This window comes from Halorubrum orientale (genome assembly GCF_059623105.1).
On record NZ_JBSPSR010000007.1, the window covers coordinates 219259 to 238121 of the forward strand.

Annotated in this window: 16 protein-coding genes and 1 tRNA gene; 10 read left to right on the forward strand and 7 right to left on the reverse strand. The window is 65.4% G+C overall.

Translation table 11 applies throughout. The features are described 5' to 3' along the window. Positions 1–541: 541 nt before the first annotated feature. Positions 542–1762 carry a carboxypeptidase regulatory-like domain-containing protein gene (locus ACWUI7_RS09550; RefSeq protein ID WP_496641988.1) on the forward strand — a complete coding sequence of 407 codons (1221 nt, stop codon included), beginning with the start codon at positions 542–544 and terminating at the stop codon, positions 1760–1762. 57 nt (positions 1763–1819) lie between these two features. Here ACWUI7_RS09550 and ACWUI7_RS09555 read toward each other — a convergent pair whose 3' ends face one another. Together ACWUI7_RS09555 and ACWUI7_RS09560 are read right to left on the reverse strand one after the other, a co-directional pair. After that, positions 1820–2332, reverse strand: a complete 513-nt coding sequence (locus ACWUI7_RS09555) for a DUF8050 family protein (RefSeq protein WP_496641989.1) — start codon at positions 2330–2332, stop codon at positions 1820–1822. A gap of 125 nt (positions 2333–2457) precedes the next feature. Then, entirely contained in the window at positions 2458–3126 is a 669-nt protein-coding gene (locus tag ACWUI7_RS09560) for a nitroreductase family protein (RefSeq protein WP_496641990.1), read from the reverse strand. Positions 3127–3299: 173 nt separating this feature from the next. Between ACWUI7_RS09560 and ACWUI7_RS09565 the strand changes: the two genes are divergently transcribed. Next, positions 3300–4235 carry an NOP5/NOP56 family protein gene (locus ACWUI7_RS09565; protein WP_496641991.1) on the forward strand — a complete coding sequence of 312 codons (936 nt, stop codon included), beginning with the start codon at positions 3300–3302 and terminating at the stop codon, positions 4233–4235. Beyond that, on the forward strand, positions 4232–4870 hold the full coding sequence (locus tag ACWUI7_RS09570; RefSeq protein ID WP_496641992.1) for a fibrillarin-like rRNA/tRNA 2'-O-methyltransferase: 639 nt from the start codon (positions 4232–4234) through the stop codon (positions 4868–4870). The genes ACWUI7_RS09565 and ACWUI7_RS09570 overlap by 4 nt, the downstream gene beginning before the upstream one ends. Positions 4871–4928: 58 nt before the next feature. Here the strand turns inward: ACWUI7_RS09570 and ACWUI7_RS09575 are convergent, their stop codons facing one another. Next, entirely contained in the window at positions 4929–5237 is a 309-nt protein-coding gene (locus tag ACWUI7_RS09575; protein ID WP_496641993.1) for a transcription initiation factor IIB family protein, read from the reverse strand. Between the two features lie 88 nt (positions 5238–5325). Here ACWUI7_RS09575 and ACWUI7_RS09580 point away from each other — a divergent pair, with 88 nt between their 5' ends. The 3 genes from ACWUI7_RS09580 (at position 5326) to ACWUI7_RS09590 (ending at position 8271) form a co-directional block, all read left to right on the forward strand. Next, on the forward strand, positions 5326–6027 hold the full coding sequence (locus tag ACWUI7_RS09580; protein ID WP_496641994.1) for an endonuclease III domain-containing protein: 702 nt from the start codon (positions 5326–5328) through the stop codon (positions 6025–6027). Between the two features lie 52 nt (positions 6028–6079). After that, positions 6080–6163, forward strand: a tRNA-Leu gene (locus ACWUI7_RS09585). 785 nt (positions 6164–6948) lie between these two features. Continuing rightward, the gene (locus ACWUI7_RS09590; RefSeq protein ID WP_496642062.1) at positions 6949–8271 is read left to right on the forward strand and encodes an RNA-guided endonuclease InsQ/TnpB family protein; all 1323 of its coding nucleotides are present in this window, start codon (positions 6949–6951) and stop codon (positions 8269–8271) included. 69 nt (positions 8272–8340) lie between these two features. Here the strand turns inward: ACWUI7_RS09590 and ACWUI7_RS09595 are convergent, their stop codons facing one another. Then, positions 8341–9648, reverse strand: a complete 1308-nt coding sequence (locus ACWUI7_RS09595) for an acetamidase/formamidase family protein (protein ID WP_496641995.1) — start codon at positions 9646–9648, stop codon at positions 8341–8343. A 167-nt stretch (positions 9649–9815) separates the two neighbouring features. Here ACWUI7_RS09595 and mutL point away from each other — a divergent pair, with 167 nt between their 5' ends. The 3 genes from mutL to ACWUI7_RS09610 are packed head-to-tail and all read left to right on the forward strand — an operon-like array spanning position 9816 to position 13973. Then, entirely contained in the window at positions 9816–12281 is a 2466-nt protein-coding gene (mutL, locus tag ACWUI7_RS09600) for a DNA mismatch repair endonuclease MutL (RefSeq protein WP_496641996.1), read from the forward strand. A 58-nt stretch (positions 12282–12339) separates the two neighbouring features. Beyond that, complete coding sequence (locus tag ACWUI7_RS09605) at positions 12340–13500, forward strand: thiolase family protein (protein ID WP_496641997.1); 1161 nt, start codon at positions 12340–12342, stop codon at positions 13498–13500. Continuing rightward, positions 13497–13973, forward strand: a complete 477-nt coding sequence (locus ACWUI7_RS09610; RefSeq protein WP_496641998.1) for a PhlB family protein — start codon at positions 13497–13499, stop codon at positions 13971–13973. Before ACWUI7_RS09605 ends, ACWUI7_RS09610 begins: the two co-directional genes overlap by 4 nt. A gap of 41 nt (positions 13974–14014) precedes the next feature. Here the strand turns inward: ACWUI7_RS09610 and ACWUI7_RS09615 are convergent, their stop codons facing one another. Together ACWUI7_RS09615 and ACWUI7_RS09620 are read right to left on the reverse strand one after the other, a co-directional pair. Continuing rightward, complete coding sequence (locus ACWUI7_RS09615; RefSeq protein ID WP_496641999.1) at positions 14015–15040, reverse strand: lysylphosphatidylglycerol synthase transmembrane domain-containing protein; 1026 nt, start codon at positions 15038–15040, stop codon at positions 14015–14017. A gap of 76 nt (positions 15041–15116) precedes the next feature. Beyond that, complete coding sequence (locus tag ACWUI7_RS09620; protein ID WP_496642063.1) at positions 15117–16121, reverse strand: alcohol dehydrogenase catalytic domain-containing protein; 1005 nt, start codon at positions 16119–16121, stop codon at positions 15117–15119. A gap of 123 nt (positions 16122–16244) precedes the next feature. On the opposite strand from ACWUI7_RS09620, the gene ACWUI7_RS09625 reads away from it, so the two are divergent. After that, positions 16245–17921 (forward strand): acyl-CoA mutase large subunit family protein, encoded by a 1677-nt coding sequence (locus ACWUI7_RS09625; protein ID WP_496642000.1) that lies wholly within the window; start codon positions 16245–16247, stop codon positions 17919–17921. A 14-nt stretch (positions 17922–17935) separates the two neighbouring features. Here ACWUI7_RS09625 and ACWUI7_RS09630 read toward each other — a convergent pair whose 3' ends face one another. Next, complete coding sequence (locus ACWUI7_RS09630) at positions 17936–18703, reverse strand: formate/nitrite transporter family protein (protein ID WP_496642001.1); 768 nt, start codon at positions 18701–18703, stop codon at positions 17936–17938. Between the last annotated feature and the right edge of the window lie 160 nt (positions 18704–18863).

The following is an 18863-nucleotide window of genomic DNA, read 5'->3' on the forward strand; positions in this document are numbered from 1 at the left end:
AGTGGCGCGCGCCTCGCGGGCCGCCGAAGGCGGGCTCGCGAGCGCGTGCGAGGGATGAGCGAGTCGCCACAGGCGACTCGCGAATCGGTTGGGGAGGGTGTGGCCCAAGTGGGCCCGTGTGTTGCGGGGTCGTGTTGGTCACGTTTCTCACAGCCCTACTCTCGTACTGAATCAGTTGGGGAGGGTGTGGCCAAGTAGCATCTGCGTATCAGAAAGTTGCCGTCGTTTCACAGCAACTGACGCTTACCGGAGCGATCCGCTGAGAACAGTGTCACAAACTCATAGAAGACAAAACACGACACACACGCTATATGTGTCGAACCCCTCTCTACACAGCGACAACGCCGCCACGCATACCACCAGCACACCGTACTGCACCCACGAGACCTGTTTAGACGCCGGATTCAGCACATACCACGGTTCCACCCTGATTCAGCGCCACTCAGCATCCGTTCTAGCAACAACATGTCAAATATATATATATATACGTCCCTCCATCTGCTGGGATAAGTATATGCCAGCCGTCCCCACACCTCATCGTATGGACGCTCACCACGCGGCGCTCTTCGGCACACTCGTGATAGTGCTCGTATTCGCACCCGGCAGCGTCGCGGCCGGCCAAACGACACTCACCGTCGAGGTCGTTGACGACGACGGCGACCCGGTCGGTGGCATCGCCGTCGAGGCCACGTGGGAGGTCAACGACGAGACCGAGACGGCTACCGCCACGACGGTGAGCAACGGGAAGGTGTTCCTCGACGTCGAGGCCGGTGCAGACGTTGAACTCACCGTCGACGACGACACGTACGTCAGGAACCGACCGCTCTCGGTCGAGGACGCGAGCGAGTCGACGGTCGAACTCGGCGTCGCACAGAGCACGACGGCCACAGTCACCGTTATCGACGCCGACGGCAACCCGCTCTCGGACGCGACGGTTCGACTCCGCGACAACGACGGAATGGTCGACAGCGGTACCACAGACGACGACGGCGACTTCTTCACCGAGCGCATCGAGCACGGGGTCTACGACATCGTCGCCGTGAAACCCGGGTACCGGGAGACGACCACCGTCGAGACAGTCGCAAACGAACCGACCGAGACCATCGAAATCGAACGCGGGCGGGTGACGCTTGACGTTGCGGTGTTCGACGACCACTTCGACCCACCGGCACGGACGTCTGTAGGGACCGTCCGCGCCGAGTCAGGCGCCTACGGTGCCGAAGCGAGCGTGACAGACGGTATCGCCTCGCTGAACGTCCCGGTAAACGACGAGTATCGGCTCGTCGTCGACGCCGAGGGCTACGATACGGAGCCGGAGTCGGTCTCGGTCGACGAGTCGGCCGTCGAAACCAACGTGATCATCTCGCGCACCCCAGCGCTCTCGCTTACGCTTGCGAACGAACGAGTGGTCGTCGGTGAGACAACACGTGCGACCGTCGAGAATGCCTATAATGAGCCAGTCGCGGGGGCCACCGTCGAGCTCGACGAGACGACCGTGGGTGAGACGAACGCGGACGGTGAGCTGGCGGTCCCGATCGAGACCACTGGCGAGCAATTGATCGTCGCGACGACCGACGAGCTGACCTCTGAGACCGTCGTCGTCGAAGGATTCGACGTCGACGCGGCCGACGAAACCGGCGGCGACACCGCCGACGCTGGAGCCGGCGAGACGAGCGGATCCATCCCTGGGTTCGGCGTTGGTGTGGCAGCCCTAGCACTGCTCGTCGTCGCCGGACTCGCGCGCCGTACCCGGACAGCGTGACTAGGCCACGGACCATCGGGTCACGTGCGGCTAGTCGACCCGTTGAGGCCGTCACTGTCACCGAGACCGAAACACAGAGCGAATCGCATCCCGGTATCGGGTGGTGACGCCCAGGGTCACGATTGGTGCGACAGGCACGACAGTGAGAATACCCGCACCGGTCCCGACGCCGAACCGACCGGCAAGACCGAGGCCGACCCACAGCGTAGCAAGCGCCGCGAACAACAGCAGTCCGCCGGTCACCCGCCGGTCTTCGTGTCCGAGAGTTACACCACCAGCCGCGCTCACGGCTGCGAGGAGGTGGAAGAACCCGCCGAGCGGCCAGACGCGGATCGACGACGGAAGCGCTCCGAACGCTCGAGGTTGATCGAGGAAGTACGTCCAGATGGGATAGAGCCCGATGCCGCCCGCCGAGCCTGCAGCCCCGGCGTTGACGAGGCCCCACAGACTCACCACCGTGGGCTCACCGCCACTGAGCGCGGGGACCACAGCCACTGGGACGATGAGCAGCGTGACGATGGCGACCAGCTCCCCACGGCTGGAGACGGCAGGCGACGGCTCCTTGGACATACTGGCTCATACCCGCGGCCCCGCTTAACTCGGCTGGTCTGAGCTGCGCTCCACCGGCTGCTGAGACTTCGATGGCGCCGTCGCGCGATACGATCGCGTGCGGCGGACTGACGTGGTGCGGCGGCTCAGCTGTCCGCGCCGTCGAGTGGCGTCTCCTCGACCGGCTCGAACTCGTCGTAGTGGACGACCTCCTCGACCGGTCGGCGGGCCTTCCGCTCGTTCTCGACATCTGCGGCGTCCTCTGCCGGGTAGCCGAGCGTGATGAGCATCACGGGCTCGTAGCCGTCGGGGATGTCGAACGTCTCGACGAGTGCTTCGGGGTCGAACCCCTCCATCGGGCAGCTCGCGACGCCATGATCCCACGCGGCGTACATCAGCGTCATCGCGGCGAGGCTCGTCGAACGGGTGGTCCAGATTCGACGCTCGTCCGATGGCTGTGCGCCGATCCCGTCGACGTTCTCGAGGAGGGCGTCACGGACCTCCTCGTTCGGAATGTACTCTTTCGCGAGCCAGTCGTCGAACACCGGCTCGGCGTGTGCAGTCGGGTCGGTGTTACCGAGCACGACGACTGCGGTGTCGGCGGCGGTGACGTGTTCTTGATCGAATGCGACCTCGCGCAGTGCCTGTTTCTTCTCGGGGTCACGAAGAGCGAGGAACTCCCACGGCTGGAGATTGTACCCAGAGGGGGCGAGGGTGGCTGCTTCGAACACTGCATCGAGGGTGTCGCGGTCGACCGGCTCGTCGCTGTACTCGTGTACGGAACGGCGGGTCGAAACAACGTCTTCGAATTCCATCGTGCTCTGATACGAGACCTACTCATATACCCACCGTGCTACCGGCAGCCGGCTCTCGTTCGTGACCGCACAGGGACTCGCCAAGCCGAGGCCACCCAACGCGGCGCTCATCGGGTCATTGTGAGGGCGGCGGTCGGGAACGCCTATACAATCGGGGCGAGTAGCCGGTGACAATGACCGATATGGACGAGGAGACCGAGACCGACCCGCCCGCGGCCGCATCCACGGTAAACGACGGCACCGCAGGCTGGTTCGCCGGGCTCACCGACGGCACTGACCCGGAGGTGGCCGCAGAGCGTGTCCAGACGGGTTCTGCAGCGGCGCCGCGCGACTGGCCGTCGATCGCCGTCGACGAGGAGGTCGTCGACTCGCGGGCCGCCTACTACGACCGTCTTCACGCGGTGACGACTGCGGCGACGCGGTCGGCGGTTCGCGAGCGCGAGCGCGCTGACGACCAACAGCTCGTCCACGCGGTCCGCGCCATGGACGATTGTGAGCGGCTAGCCAACGAGCTGGCCGAACGCGTCGCGACGTGGGCCGGCAGTCGATTCCCCTCGTCGTCGCCCGGAATCGCCGGCGCACGAACACTCGCCAACGAGGATCCGACAGACGAGCTGGACCGGCGAGTCGTCTCACTCGCGGCGCAGGTCTCCGAGCTGGCCGAAGAGGGTGACGCGCTCGAGACGACCATCGAGCAGACAGCGCCAGCTGTCGCGCCGAACCTCGCGGCGATGGCGGGGGCGACACTGGCCGCGCGACTGATCGCCCTCGCGGGTGGGCTTGAGTCGCTGGCGAAAAAACCCGCGGGGACGGTGCAGGTGCTCGGCGCCGAAGACGCCCTCTTCGCACACCTCGCCGGTCGGGCGCCGTCGCCGAAGCACGGCGTCATCTACACCCACGAGTTCGTTCGCGGCACTTGCCCCGACGATCGTGGGTCGGCTGCGCGCGCGCTCGCAGGCAAGCTCGCGCTTGCTGCCCGCGTCGATCATTACTCCGGTGTGTATCGCGAGTCGCTCCACGACGACCTGCGCGAGCGGATGGCGACGATCCGTGCGCGTGCCGAGGAGGAATCCAACGAAGACAACGAGACACACGGGGGAGCATCATGAGTGATCCGACGCTGCCGACCGGCATCGAGCGCCGTCCATTCGACGGCACGTCTCAGCTGGCGACCCGCGGCCCGCCCGTCTACGGCGAACCGACCGACGGCGAGTGGCGCGCGTGGGACCCGACCCGGTCGAAGCTCGGTGGGATGCTCGAGTTGGGCGTAGAGACAGGACTCACCGGAGGCGAGACGGTCCTCTACTTGGGCGCCGCCGCCGGGACCACCGTCAGTCACGTCGCCGACTTCGCTGGACCAACGTACGCGGTCGAGTTCGCGCCGCGCCCCGCCCGCGAGCTCGTGGCGGCCGCAGAACCACGCGAGCGTCTCTTTCCGCTGTTGAAAGACGCGAGACGCCCGACGACGTATGCGCACGTAGTCGAATCGAACGTCGACGTGATCATCCAGGACGTCGCGACTCGCGGGCAGGCGACCGTTGCGAACCGAAACGCCGCGTTTCTGGCTGATGACGGACGACTCGTACTGGCTATCAAAGCCCGTAGCGAGGACGTGACCGCCGATCCCGAGACGGTGTACGCTGACGTGCTTGCCGAGCTCGAGACGACCTACGAGGTGCTCGAGACCAAGCCACTCGACCGATTCCACGCCGACCACCTCGGTGTCGTCGCGACGCCGCGGTGAGCGAGAGGTGTGGTCGACACGCGAGTGGATTCATGATCGATACACCGGGGGGTCGTGTTCACCACGTCGGTGGCGTGAACCCGGCGTCCGCCAGGATCGACTTCCAGCGCTGTTGAACCGAGAGCCGCGAGACGTCCATGGCGTCTGCTACCGCCGACTGCGAGCGCTGCTGGCCGCGAATCAGTGCCGCGGCGTAGAGGCTCCCAGCGGCCACGACGCGCTTGCCGTCGGCGGACGGGGGTGCCTGTGACAAAAAGAGGTCCGTCGCCGTCGATCGCGTCTCTGCGTCGAGATCGAGCGCCTCACTGGCGGCTTCGAGTCGCTCGATCCACGCTGCGTGCTCGACGCGGTCACTCGCCCGGTACACATCGATCCTGGGTGAGTGAGCAATAAAAAGGCGACGCGTAGGCGGTGATGACCGCGGCGCTGAAGTTCCTCCCCTCGTAATCGGTGGTATGTCGACACACGCCTGGACTGAATCGCGGGTGCGCGAGCTGCACGCGGACCTCGTTTCGCTGTACGAACCGGTCGATCGGGTGGCTGAACACGGTGCTGACCCCACCGCGGCACCCGGTGAGGGCGTCCGACAACTCGTTGGGACGATCCTCTCACAGAACGTCGCGGACACGAACACTCGGCGGGCCGTTGCGGCGCTGTTCGACCGGTACGACGACTTCGCGGCGATCGAGGCGGCCGACCACGATGAGCTGGTCGAGACGATCCGCGTGGCCGGGCTGCCCGATCAGAAGGCTGCGCGAATCCAGCGCTCGTTGTCGGCGATTCGCGAGGAGACCGGTGGGGCGTACTCACTCGCCTTCCTCGATGCGATGGCGACTGACGAAGCGAAATCGTGGCTGATGGATATCAAGGGCGTCGGGCCAAAGACCGCGAGCGTGGTGTTGAACTTTCACTTTGGGAAGCCGACGATGGCCGTCGACACGCACGTCGAGCGCGTCTCGAAGCGGTTCGGGCTCGTTCCGGAGTCGGCGTCGAACGAACGGGCTCACGATGTGCTTGACGAGGTTGTCCCGGACGAGTTGATCTACCCGCTTCACGTGTTGTTGATTCAACACGGGCGGACGTACTGTTCGGCGCGGAATGCCGACTGTGCGAATCCGGTGTGTGAGACCTACTGTGACTGTTCGTTCTGTGTGTGACCCGCGGGCGGTTCGTCAGGTTCTTTTGCGGCTTTCGCGTAACGATACCTGCGCGCGGGTAGCCAAGCCAGGAAACGGCGCAGCGCTTAGGACGCTGTCTCGTAGGAGTCCGCCGGTTCAAATCCGGTCCCGCGCATTGCGAGGGACGACCGAGGGGAGTCCCTCGAAAGGCGAGCGGGGAGTGAACCAATCACAACTCGCATGGCGCGCGCCTCGTAGGCCGCCGAAGGCGTGCCTGCGGGCGCGTGCGAGGGATGAGCGAGGGAGCGAAGCGACCGAGCGAATCGGTTGGGGAGGGTGTGGCGAAGTGGTGCCCGGGTGTCGCGCGGTCGTATTCGTAGAGCCACTCTCACACACGTGCTGAGGAGGGTGTGGCTGCACAGAGTGTCCGTGTGTCGCGCGGTCGTGCTCATGTACCTACCGACACCCGCATACCCACGGCGACGTCGTGTAACTGACTCCACGGCACGCGGACACCACTTGGCTACATCCTCCTTGACCGATTCCATATGAATGTCACAGCAGCGGTGTGATGAACACGATGCCGCGACACATGGGCGCCGGTTGACCGCATCCTCTCCAACCAATTCTATACGATCGTGTCGATTGCGCTGTTACTGCGACGACTCCGCGACACCCGGACACCTCTTTCAGCCACATCCTCCCCAACCGATTCACTCGTCGCCTGTGGCGACTCGCTCATCCCTCGCACGCGCTCGCGAGCTCGCCTGCGGCGCCCCCGCGAGGCGCGCGCCATCAGTATCGGTTATATAGAGCAAGGAGAATACCCGCGCCTTTAGGCGCGGGATGAATCCGACACTTCCTACACCGTCAACCATACAAACGCTCGGTTGGATATTCCACACTGAATCAAAAATTTTACAACAAAAGATTTCATAACCAGTTATGGAGTGTTCTGCGATGCACATCCACTGCACCTACCGGGCGAAAATCCTCAACTACCAGCAGGTAGAGGAGGTGCTCGACCGGCATGGATGGAGTGCATCGAAGCTCTGGAACGTTGCAAACTATCACTCCCGCCAAGTGTGGGAGGACACGGGCGAAATTCCCGACGATTCGGACTTGAAAAGCGAGTTGAAGACTCACCCCAAATACAACGGACTACACTCACAGTCCAGTCAGCGCGTTCTGGAGGAACTCGCTGAAGCCTTCAATTCGTGGTACGGCAAACGCAAGACCGACTCTCGTGCGAATCCGCCCGGCTACCGCAAACGCAACTACTACGACTCAGAAGGCCACCGCGTCCACGAAGAACACCCGCGTTCGACCGTGACGTGGAAGCAGAAAGGCATCCGTCACGACACCAACAACGGGCGAGTCCGCCTGTCGAAAGGCGCGAACCACAAGGAGCATCCGAGAGCGTGGGAATACATCCTTGTTGACTACGAGACGCGCCCCGGCGTCACCGTCGAGAACCTGCAACAGGTTAGGGCCGTCTACGACAAGGCAAAGGGGCGATGGGAGCTCCACCTTGTGTGTAAGCACCAAGTGGAGGCCCCCGACGCTCCCGGTACCGAGTCGGCAGGTGTTGACCTCGGCATCTGCAACTTCGCCGCCGTCGCATACAGTACCGAAGAAGCCGACTTGTGCCCCGGCAACCGCCTGAAACAGGACGGGTACTACTTCCCGAAAGAAATCGCAAAGTGCGATGACTCTGGTGGTGAAAAAGCCACTCGACTCCATGCGAGGTGGTCAGAGCGACGCACCCACTTCTTCCACTCCTTAGCCAAACACATCGTTGAACGATGTGTCGAGCAAGAAGTGGGTCGCATCAACGTCGGGGAACTTGCTGGTGTTCGAGAAGACGAGAACGGTGAGTCGAAGAATTGGGGTAAGCACGGCAACCTTGACCTGCACGGGTGGGCGTTCGACCGCTTCACGGACATCCTCGAATACAAGGCCAAGGTCGAGGGAATCGAAGTCGTGGAAGTGTCAGAGCGCGACACGAGCAAGACGTGTTGCGTCTGCGGTAGAAAAGAGGAGAGTCAGCGTGTCGAACGTGGCTTGTACGTGTGTGAGGAACACGACGATGCGTTCAACGCTGACGTGAATGGGGCGGAGAACATCCGTCTCGACATCAACAACACAGAAAGTAACTCTGAGTCTGCACCCGTTTTGGGTGGGGATAGGAGTACCGGCTGGTTGGCACAGCCCGGAGTCTACCTATATGACTTGTCCAGTGGATTCCAACCGCAGGATCAAGTGGTAGACTGCAAACCCTAATATCCCAATCCAGCGGCGCGGTGCCGTGGGATTCCTCCGCCTGAAGGCGGAGGAGGATGTCAAACGCGCTCATACCTCGTACTGTGCGGTGACAACCTCGCCCAGCCCGCGGTCCGACAAGAGCGACGTCGGAACCAACATGTCGAGCTGAACCACGCCCGGCAGCCGGCCGATCTGCACGCCACCAGTAAACGTGCTTCGAGCGCGTATCTCACCCTCACTCATATCGAACAGCGCGCCAGCCCGGTCGAAGGCGTTCTGGGTGGCATCGTTGACGGTCGCGCCTGACCCGACAACCTGGACCGGCGCCATCTCGGTCTCGACGTCGACACCATGGTCGGCCCCGAGTGCGACCCCGGCCTCGCACTCGTCGTCGTCGTACGGCTTGCTGATGAACGGCAGGTCCTCCTCGTTGGGCAACAAGATCGGCCCGTCGAGCTCAAGGTCGTGGATCACCTCGACGTCCATCGTGACGGTCCCGCTCACGTCGGTCGTGTGCAACGAGAGCTCGCCGTCACCCTGGTTCGCGTGAAGATCGCCCACGTAGATGCCGCCGCCGTCGACGGCAACCGGACAGATCAGCGTGGCGCCCGCACGTACCTCTGGAATGTCCATGTGGCCGTCGGTACGCTGTTCGAGGTCGGCTTCGGTCTCGACACCGTAGTCGTGGTCGGCACCGATCAGGCTCTGGCCGAAATCGCCGGCGTTGTGTGAGTCGGGAATGGTAACCGGCGGTGTCGTCCCGATGTTGCCGATGAACGGTCGGAGCCGGCCGAGCGTCCCCGGCATTCCGTCGGGCTCGTACAACAGTATCGGGTGCTGTCGGGCGTTCTCCGGGATATCCATCACGGATTCGGCGTCGGTGGCGAGCTCGTGGGCCCCGTCGGCATCGAGGGTCACACCGACCCCGTTCTCGTGATCGAACGCCACGGTGTACCCGTACTCGAAGCCGAACGAGGAAGCGTTCGCACCACACTCGGCACAGCGGATCGCATCCTCGCCGGTGCCCTCAACGACGGAGTCCGGCCACGTCGCTCCGCACTCGGGACAGCGGTGGTCCACGAACGGGTCGTCCTCGAACGCCGCCTCGCGCTCGGCCATCGACCCGGTGCTCGTCGCCATGCTCGTCACCTCGATATCACGGATGTGGATCGCCACCGCGTCGCCGACGGACGCCCCCTCGACGCGGATCGGCCGGGTCACCTCGTGGCCGCCGCGGAACGAGGGAGTGACCATCGGACCCCAACAGCCCGGCGGGGTGTACGTCGTCACGCGTCCCCCGTCGGCGACGGTCCCGGCCCACTCTTGATCGGGCCCGACGAGACCGAGTGTGTATTGATCGACGTGCAACTCCTCTTGAACGGACTGTTGTGACATGTGGTAAAATAGCACGATCGGTGACGGCATAATCCTAGCGCTCGCGGAACCGGAGATCGAGGCGATCTCCGGAGAGCGACGACGCGACGGTGAGACGAGACGAAGACGAGATGGCGATGACGCGGGGGACGAGTTCAAGTACACGCTGTGCGGAGTGACGGGCAGTGATGGAGCCGCCGGAGATCGAGCGGTTGGACGAACAGACGGTTCAGCGGATCGCCGCCGGCGAGGTGGTCGAGCGCCCGGCGAGCGTGGTGAAAGAGCTGGTCGAAAACAGCCTCGACGCAGGTGCGAGCCGCGTCGCCGTCGCGGTTGAGGCGGGTGGCACCGAAGGGATCCGCGTTCGCGACGACGGCGTCGGGATCCCGGCCGACCAGCTGGAGGCGGCGGTCGCCGAACACGCGACCTCGAAGATCGCCGACATCGACGACCTCGAAGCCGGCGTCGGGACGCTCGGATTCCGAGGCGAGGCGCTGTACACGGTCGGTGCGGTCTCGCGACTGACCGTTCGCTCGCGCCCGCCCGGTGCGGACGCCGGCGCCGAGGTCACCGTCGAGGGTGGTGAGGTGGGCGCGGTTCGGCCTGTCGGCTGTCCCATTGGGACGACCGTCGAGGTTGAGGACCTCTTTTTCAACACCCCCGCACGCAAGAAGTTCCTCAAGCGGGTGACAACCGAGTTCGACCACGTCAACACGGTCGTCTCGAGCTACGCGCTCGCCAACCCGGGCGTCGCCGTCTCACTCGAGCACGACGGCCGCGAGACCTTCGCCACCGAAGGGAACGACGACCGCCGCTCTGCGGTCCTCGCCGTCTACGGCCGGCCGGTCGCCGAGTCGATGATCGACGTCGAGTGGACCCCGGGCGACGACGACACGTCGAGCGATGGCACGCCGAGCGACGACACGCCGAGCGGCGGCGATGCAGATGCCGATACCGATCAGCCCGTGTGTCGTGTCGCGGGACTCGTCTCGCACCCCGAGACGACGCGCTCGAGCCGCGACTACCTCACCACGTACGTCAACGGGCGGTACGTCACCGCGAGCGCGCTTCGGGAATCGGTGCTCGACGCCTACGGCGGGCAACTTGCGCCGGACAGGTACCCGTTCGCAGTCCTCTTTGTTGAGGTCCCGCCGGCCGACGTCGACGTGAACGTGCACCCCCGCAAACTCGAGGTTCGGTTCGACCGCGAAGCGGCTGTGCGGTCGGCCGTGGAGTCGGCCGTGGAGTCGGCGCTACTCGACCATGGCCTGATCCGGTCGACGGCCCCGCGCGGTCGATCGGCTCCCGACGAGGTCGATGTCGCTCCCGAGAGGCCGACCAACGAGGTCCTCGGCGGTGCCGCAGGGGCATCCGGACGCGACGCCAACGACACAGCAGACGCGGCGGGGACAGCTGAGCGCGACTCAGCGGACCCGACAGCCGACGCCGAAAGCGCTACCGGCGACCATGGGCACAGTGCGAGCGACCGTGAGAACAGTGCGAGCGACCGTGAGAACAGTGCGAGTGACCGTGCGGCCAGCACCGCCGACAACGAGACTGCCACCGGAGATGCAGACCGCGTCTCTGATAGTCCGACCGAAGCACTTGACCCAGCCGACGACAAGGCGTGGTCGGTCGACGGACTTTCCGGAGGGGAGACGCGGACGTCGGAGTCAGAGGTCGTGGGCCACGACACCGATACGGCTGACGACACCGATACGGCTGACGACACCGATACACCCGACGACGCCGATATACCCGGTGATACCGATACACCAGACAGTACACAACTGGGAGGAGCGAACGACACCGCTGGGTCGACGGCCGGATCAGGCGCCTCCGAGACTCTCCCGAGGACCGATTCAGCGGTACGGCCTGACGCAGCTGCGCCGACCGATCAACGGGGCAATCACCGGGAACAGCCGATGCGGCGGGCTGAACCCACCCAACATACCCTCGGCGGCGAGAAAACGGGAACCGAACGCGAGTACGACTCACTCCCATCACTACGGGTGCTCGGCCAGCTTCACGATACCTACGTCGTCGCGGAGGTACCCGACGGGCTGGTGTTGATCGATCAACACGCAGCCGACGAGCGGGTGAACTACGAGCGCCTTCGAGCCGCGTTCGCGGACGGTCCCGCGGCCCAGGCGCTCGCCGAGCCGGTGACAGTCGCGTTGACCGCGAGGGAAGCCGCGTTGTTCGACGAGTTCCTCAGGGACCTCAACGCGGTCGGCTTCCGCGCAGAGCGGGCGGGCGAACGGGAAGTCACCGTCGAGGCCGTCCCCGCTGTCTTCGACACCACGCTTGACCCGACGCTTTTGCGTGACGTTCTCGCCGAGTTCGTCGCCGACGCAACCGCGAGCGGCGAAGCAGATGCTGATGGAGCCGACCCGGACGCCATTGCCGACACGCCCGTGGTCGCCGACGCGGTCGACGAGCTGCTCGCCGACCTCGCGTGTTACCCGTCGATCACAGGTAACACATCGCTGACAGACGGCCGGGTCGTCGACCTCCTCGACCGGCTGGACGACTGCTCGAATCCCTACGCCTGCCCACACGGCCGACCGGTGGTAATCCGTCTCAACCACGACGAACTGGGCGCCCGGTTCGAGCGCGACTACCCGGGTCACGCCGGCCGCCGAAGCGAGTGACCGCCGGGGCCGACGACGAGAAGGGTACGCTTTTGACTCGCCCGCCGGACCCGACGCTATGGAACGCGTAGCGATCATCGGCGCGTCGATGACCCAGTTCGGGCAGCGCGACGCGTGGCTTCGCGAGCTGCTCGTCGAGGCCGGCGAGGCCGCGCTGGCGGACGCGAACGTCACGGGCGCAGCCCTCGATCACCTCTACGTCTCGAACATGGCCAGCGGTGAGTTCGAGGGACAAACAGGTGTCGTCAACGCGCTCGCACACGACCTCGCAGCCACGCCTGCATACACCGCCCGGGTGGACCAGACGTCAGCGTCCGGGGGTGCCGGCGTCTACGCCGCGTGGCAGTCGGTCGCCTCCGGTGCGAGCGAGTGTACGCTTCTCGTCGGCGGCGAGAAGATGACCCATCGGTCGACCGCAGAGGCGACGGACGTGATCGCCTCGCTCACCCACCCGGTGGAGTACAAACACGGGGTGACACTCCCATCGTTCGCCGGGCTCACCGCCAGACACTACCTCGAAACGTACGACGCCCCCCGCGAGAGCCTCGGGAAGGTCGCGGTAAAGAACCACGCCAACGGCGTCGACAACCCCCACGCACAGTTTCGAAAGCAGGTCGACCTCGAGACGGTCCTCGGATCCCCGATCGTCGCCGACCCGCTTCGGCTGTACGACTTCTGTCCGATTACTGACGGCTCGGCCGCACTCGTCTGCTGTCCGGCGTCGGTCGCCGAGGAGTACGTCGACGACGACGAGTACGTCGTGATCTCGGGTATCGGCGGGGCGACGGACACCCACGTTGTCCACGAGCGGGCGGACCTCACAACGATGGGTGGCGTCCGCGACTCGGCCGAAATCGCCTACGAGATGGCCGATATCAGCCCGGACAACGTCGACGTCGCTGAGCTTCACGACATGTTCACGATCCTCGAGTTCCTCCAGAGCGAAGATCTCGGGTTCTTCGAGAAGGGGACAGGCTGGCGTGCGGTCGAGGACGGCGTCACCGACCGGGACGGCGACCTCCCGATCAACACCTCCGGCGGCCTCAAATCGAAGGGCCACCCGCTCGGCGCGAGCGGGGTCGCACAGGTGTACGAGGTCGTCAACCAGGTGCGAGGAACTGCGGGACCGCGCCAGGTCGACGCCGACGTCGGCCTCGCGTGTAACGTCGGTGGATTCGGCAACTGTGTGACGACGACTATCTTGGAGGGGGGCCAATGAGCGACAACGCCCACCCATTCGAGGCGGCGGTGTACGCCGACGGGTCGGTCACGTACCCGCCACACCCGGTCGGCCCCAACGGTGTTGAGCGCACTGACACCCTTGACCTCCGCGAGTACGAGGCACACGTGGTGACGTGGACGACGTCGACGGCGACGCCACCAGGCGTTAGACAGCCCAACACGCTCGCTATCGTCGAGTTTGACCTCGGCGTGTCGTACGACGGACCGCCGGTCCGGGCGCTCGGTCAGGTCGTCGTCGACGATGGTGGCACAGACGAGGGTACCCCCAACGACGAAGCCGCAGATGGCGAGGACGCTAGCGAGGACCAACCAGGAACCGACACGCAGGTCGTCGCCATCGGCGACCGGGTCGAGCCGGTCTACGTCGCGGAGTTGCGCGACCCCGAGGCGGGCATTCGCGAGCCGGCCAGCCAGTCGTGGGATGGCTTCCGGTTCCGGCCGGTCGAGTGAGGGCTGGTTCAGGTGCCGGTCGACGGCCACGGCGCCTGCGCTCAGTCGGCACGAACCGCCGAGACGCCGAAGGCGGCCGTGACGACCCCGCCGAGTACGACCGGCATCCAGTACGTCGCCCCACGAAACACGAGCACGGCGGCCGTGACCGTCGCGGCGGCCACGCCGGTAGTCGGGACGAGCAGCGCGACGTACGCGGCCTCGATGCCGCCGAGCCCGCCGGGAAGCGGTGTCGCCCCGGCGAGGTTCGCCAGCGGGATCGCGAACACCACCACGTGTGGCGGGATGGGTTGGCCCATCGCGGCGAAGGCAGCGGTCAACGCGGCGGCCTGTGCGAGCCACCCGACAAGTGATAGGCCGACGACGACTGAGAGCTGCCGGCGGTCGGTCCCGACCCGCTCGACGTCCGCGAAGAAGCGTTCGAGCCGCTCACTGAGTCCGTCCTCCAGCGTGTCTGAGTCAGACCGACCACGAGTGAGCCGGCCGACTATCGGCGCGATCACGGCCGGGAGTCGGTCGATGAGCGTCTCGCGGTGCCGCCAGGCGAGCGCGAGTACGACGACGACGGTTCCGATAACGACGACCGCGGACGTCACGGCCGTCACGAGCCGATCGCCGACGGCCGCGGTGGTGGCGTAGTACCCGACACCGACGAACACGAGCGAGAGCGAGGGGACGACGTTGAGCACGTCGACGCTGGCGATGCCGGCGAGCCCGGTCTCGTACCGGCAGTCAGAGACCTTCGAGATGAGCAGTGCAGCGACCGGCTCGCCGCCGGCCTGTCCGAACGGTGTCACATTGTTCGCAAACACTGCCCCGACGTAGACGACGATCGCGGTGTGTGTCGGCACCTCGACGCTCAACGAGGCGAGAACTGCCCGCAGCATGAGTCCCCAGGCGGCGAGCCAAACGAGCGCGAACCCGATAACGACGGCGACGAGCCGGCGGTCGGCAGCCGCGAGCGTCTCGAACACGGCTGTCGGACCCACGAGCGTAAACAACACGGCAAGCACGACGAGCGCTCCGAGCGCCCCCACGAGCAACACGCGCCGGTCGCCGGTTGGCATATCTCCCCTCTCGTGGTGGGCGACTTCAAAGCGTCTGATCGGCCGTGCAATGGGACCTCGGATCACTACCGTCGGACTACGGTTCGAGGACGACCCGGAACCGTGCGTCGTTCGCCAGCATGCGCTCGTAGGCGGCCGCGGCCTCCTCGAGCGGCATCGTCTCGACCGTGGGAGTCACGTCCCGGAGGGCGCTGAACGCCAGAGTGTCCTCCCAGTCGGCCGCGTGTCCCGAGGCCCATCCCTCGATAGCTCCTCGGGTGCCGACGAGGTGTTGCACGTCGACCGCGACGGACTCGTCCGGCACGCCGACCGCGACGAGTGATCCGTCGCGGCCAATGCCGGCGGCCGCCGCAGCGATGGCGTCCGCAGACGGGGCAGTCGCGAGCACTACGCGGGCGCCCCCGAGCGACTGCAGTGCCTCGCCGGCGTCGCGCTCGCTCGTGTCGACGAAGTGGTCAGCGCCAAGCGACGTCGCGAGCGCTTCTTTATCACTCGACCGAGAGAGCGCGACCGTCTCGAAGCCCATCTCGTGTGCGTACTGGAGGCCGAGATGGCCGAGTCCGCCGATCCCTTGGACGGCGACGAGATCGCCTGGATCGGCCTCGGCGTTTCGCAGCGCGTTGAACGTCGTGATACCAGCACACAAGAGCGGAGCCGTCTCAACGGCACCGAGCGTGTCGGGGATCGCACCGACGGCCTCCGCTGGGACGGTCGCGTACTCGGCGTACCCGCCGTCGAACGTTAGCCCGGTGATCTCACCGTGTTCACATCCTTGAAAGTCGCCGCGTCGACAGGGGTCACAGGTGAAACAGTGGCCGCCGTGCCAGCCAACACCGACACGGTCGCCCGGCTCCCAGCGCTCGACGTTGTCGCCGACCGCGTCGATCCGACCGGCGATCTCGTGGCCTGGGATCCGGGGATACTCGACGGCGGGATGGGCTCCGGATTTGACGAACACGTCGCTGTGGCAGATGCCGCACGCCTCGACGGCGACACGGACCTCCGTGGCCGACGGCTCGGGAATCGGGACCTCGACTGCCTCGAACGGTTCGCCGGCCGCCGGCACCCGCATCGCACGCATCGTTTCGGTAGTCACGTACTCACCTGCACGCGCGAGCCTCTAACGACTGGCGGTTCGGGCGCCCCCGGTGCGGTGGAGGCGGACGGACAATGATTAAGTCGCGGTCAGGCGAGCGTGATCATAATGTACGATCCGGAGGAACTAGCTGCGATCCGAGACGCGAAGACGGCGTGGGAGGATGGTCCGTACGGCGACGCCGTCGACCGGTTCGGTGAGCGGCGTGAGTCGTTCACGACCGATACCGGCGGTCGGTCTGTCGACGCGCTCTACACTCCCGCGGATCGCGCGGACGCGGACTACCGCGAGGACGTGGGGTTCCCGGGTGAGCCGCCGTACACGCGTGGCGTCTACTCGACGATGTACCGCGGTCGGCTCTGGACGATGCGTCAGTACGCGGGCATGGGGACGGCGGCCGAGACGAACGAGCGGTTCCGCTACCTCATCGACGAGGGGTCGTCGGGGCTCTCGATGGCGTTCGACCTGCCGACACAGATGGGGTACGACTCCGACGCCGCGATGGCGGCCGGGGAGGTCGGCCGCTCGGGCGTCGCCATCGACACGCTCGCCGACTTCGAGACGGTGTTCGAGGGAATCCCCCTCGATCAGGTGTCGACGTCGATGACGATCAACGCGCCGGCGGCAATCCTGCTCGCGATGTACATCGCAATGGGCGATCGACAGGGCGTCGATCGCACCGAGCTCCGAGGAACCGTCCAGAACGACATTATGAAAGAGTACGTTGCGCGGAATCTCTATATCTACCCCCCGGAGCCGTCGATGCGGCTCATCACAGATATCTTCGCGTTCTGTGCCGAGGAGGTCCCGAACGTAAACACGATCTCGATCTCGGGATATCATATCCGCGAGGCAGGGTCGACAGCGGCTCAGGAGGTGGCGTTCACGCTGGCAAACGGGCTTGAGTACGTGACGGCCGCGATTGACGCCGGTCTCGACGTCGACGCGTTCGCCCCACAGCTCTCCTTTTTTTTCAACGCCCACAACGACATCTTCGAGGAGGCCGCGAAGTTCCGCGCCGCCCGGCGGCTGTGGGCGCGGCTCGTCGAGGAGCGGTTCGATCCGGACGACCCCGCCTCGACGCAGCTCAAGTTCCACACCCAAACCGGCGGGTCGACGCTCACCGCCCAGCAGATCGAGAATAACGTTGTGCGGGTCGCGTATCAGGCGCTCGCAGCCGTCCTCGGCGGCACCCAGAGTCTCCATACCAACGGCAAAGACGAGGCGCTTGCGCTTCCGACCGAAGAGTCTGTCCGGACTGCCCTGCGGACCCAACAGATCCTGGCACACGAGTCCGGCGCCGCAGACACGGTCGATCCGCTCGCAGGATCCTACTATGTCGAGTCGCTCACCGACGAACTCGAGGCGGCCGCCCACGAGATAGTCGAGGAGGTTGATCATCGTGGCGGAGCGCTCGCGGCCGTCGAGAGCGGCTGGGTCGAACGCCAGATCCAGGATGTCGCCTTCGAGCGACAGCGCGAGATCGAAGCCGGCGAGCGGGTCATCGTCGGTGTCAACTCCTTTGAGGCCGACGAGGAACCGGAGATGGACCTCGAATCGGTCGATCCCGAACGAGAGGCAGCCCAGCGTGACCGGCTGGCGGCGGTGAAACGCGACCGTGACGACGCGGCTGTCGATGACGCACTCAACGCCGTCCGAGCGGCGGTGCGCGGCGACGACAACGTTCTCCCGCCGATTCTCGAGGCGGTCAAAGCGTATGCGACAGTTCAAGAGATCAGCGACGTCTTTCGCGAGGAGTTCGGCGAGTACACGCCGGGCCGGTGAGGTCTCGGGTCGATTCAGCTCGCCCCGCGGACCACGTGTCCGTACTTCAACAGCGCGACAAATACGGCTCCACCGACAGCGTTGCCTGCGGTCGCAAGCCCGAGAAACGCGAGGTAGTCGCCGACGCCGATAGTCGGCGAGGTGAACAGCCCGAACAGCACCTCGACGTTGCCGGCGATCGAGTGCGGGAGGTGGAGCAGTCCGATCGTTGCGGTGACGACGACGATGAGGATCAGTCGACTCGTCGTCTCTTGGGCCGCAGTGACGAGCCACGCGAGCAGTCCCATCAGCCAGCCAGCGAATATTCCGCCGACGAAGAGCCACGTCAGCGAGTGGCTGACGAGTTTGTTCGCTATCGTTTCGAAGGCCGCTGGCGAGACGACACCGAGCTCGGGCAATAGGAGGCTCACGAGCAGTGTGAATGCCATCCCGCCGGCGACGTTACCGGCGTATACAAGCCCCCAGAGCCGTGCCAGTTGTCGGGGCGACGCCTGCCCGTCGATGACCGGTACGACCGCGAGGGTCGTGTGCTCGGTGAACAGCTCCGAGCGACCGAGGATGACGAAGATGAACCCGATCGAGTAGACGACCGCCAACAACAACTCGGTGCCGAGGTCACCGTAGCTGCCCGGCGACAGCGTCAACACGACCGCCATCATCAGCGGTCCGAAGCCGATGTCGAGGCCCGCTGAGAGCCCTGAGAGCAAGAGTCCGGACGACTCGCGGCGCATCTCGTGGAGCCCGGTCTCGATGAGCGAGCCGAGGACGTTCCGTGAGCTCATCTGATCGCCTGACTCAGATGGGACCGTAGCGCCCACAGCGTTATCGGTGACACCGCCTGTCGACAGGTTAGATTCCGACGAGGACGCCTTCGACGTAGGGTCGGGTGGTGGATCGCTCACGAACTGTCTACTACCTTGTCGCTGTTAGAACCACACAAAG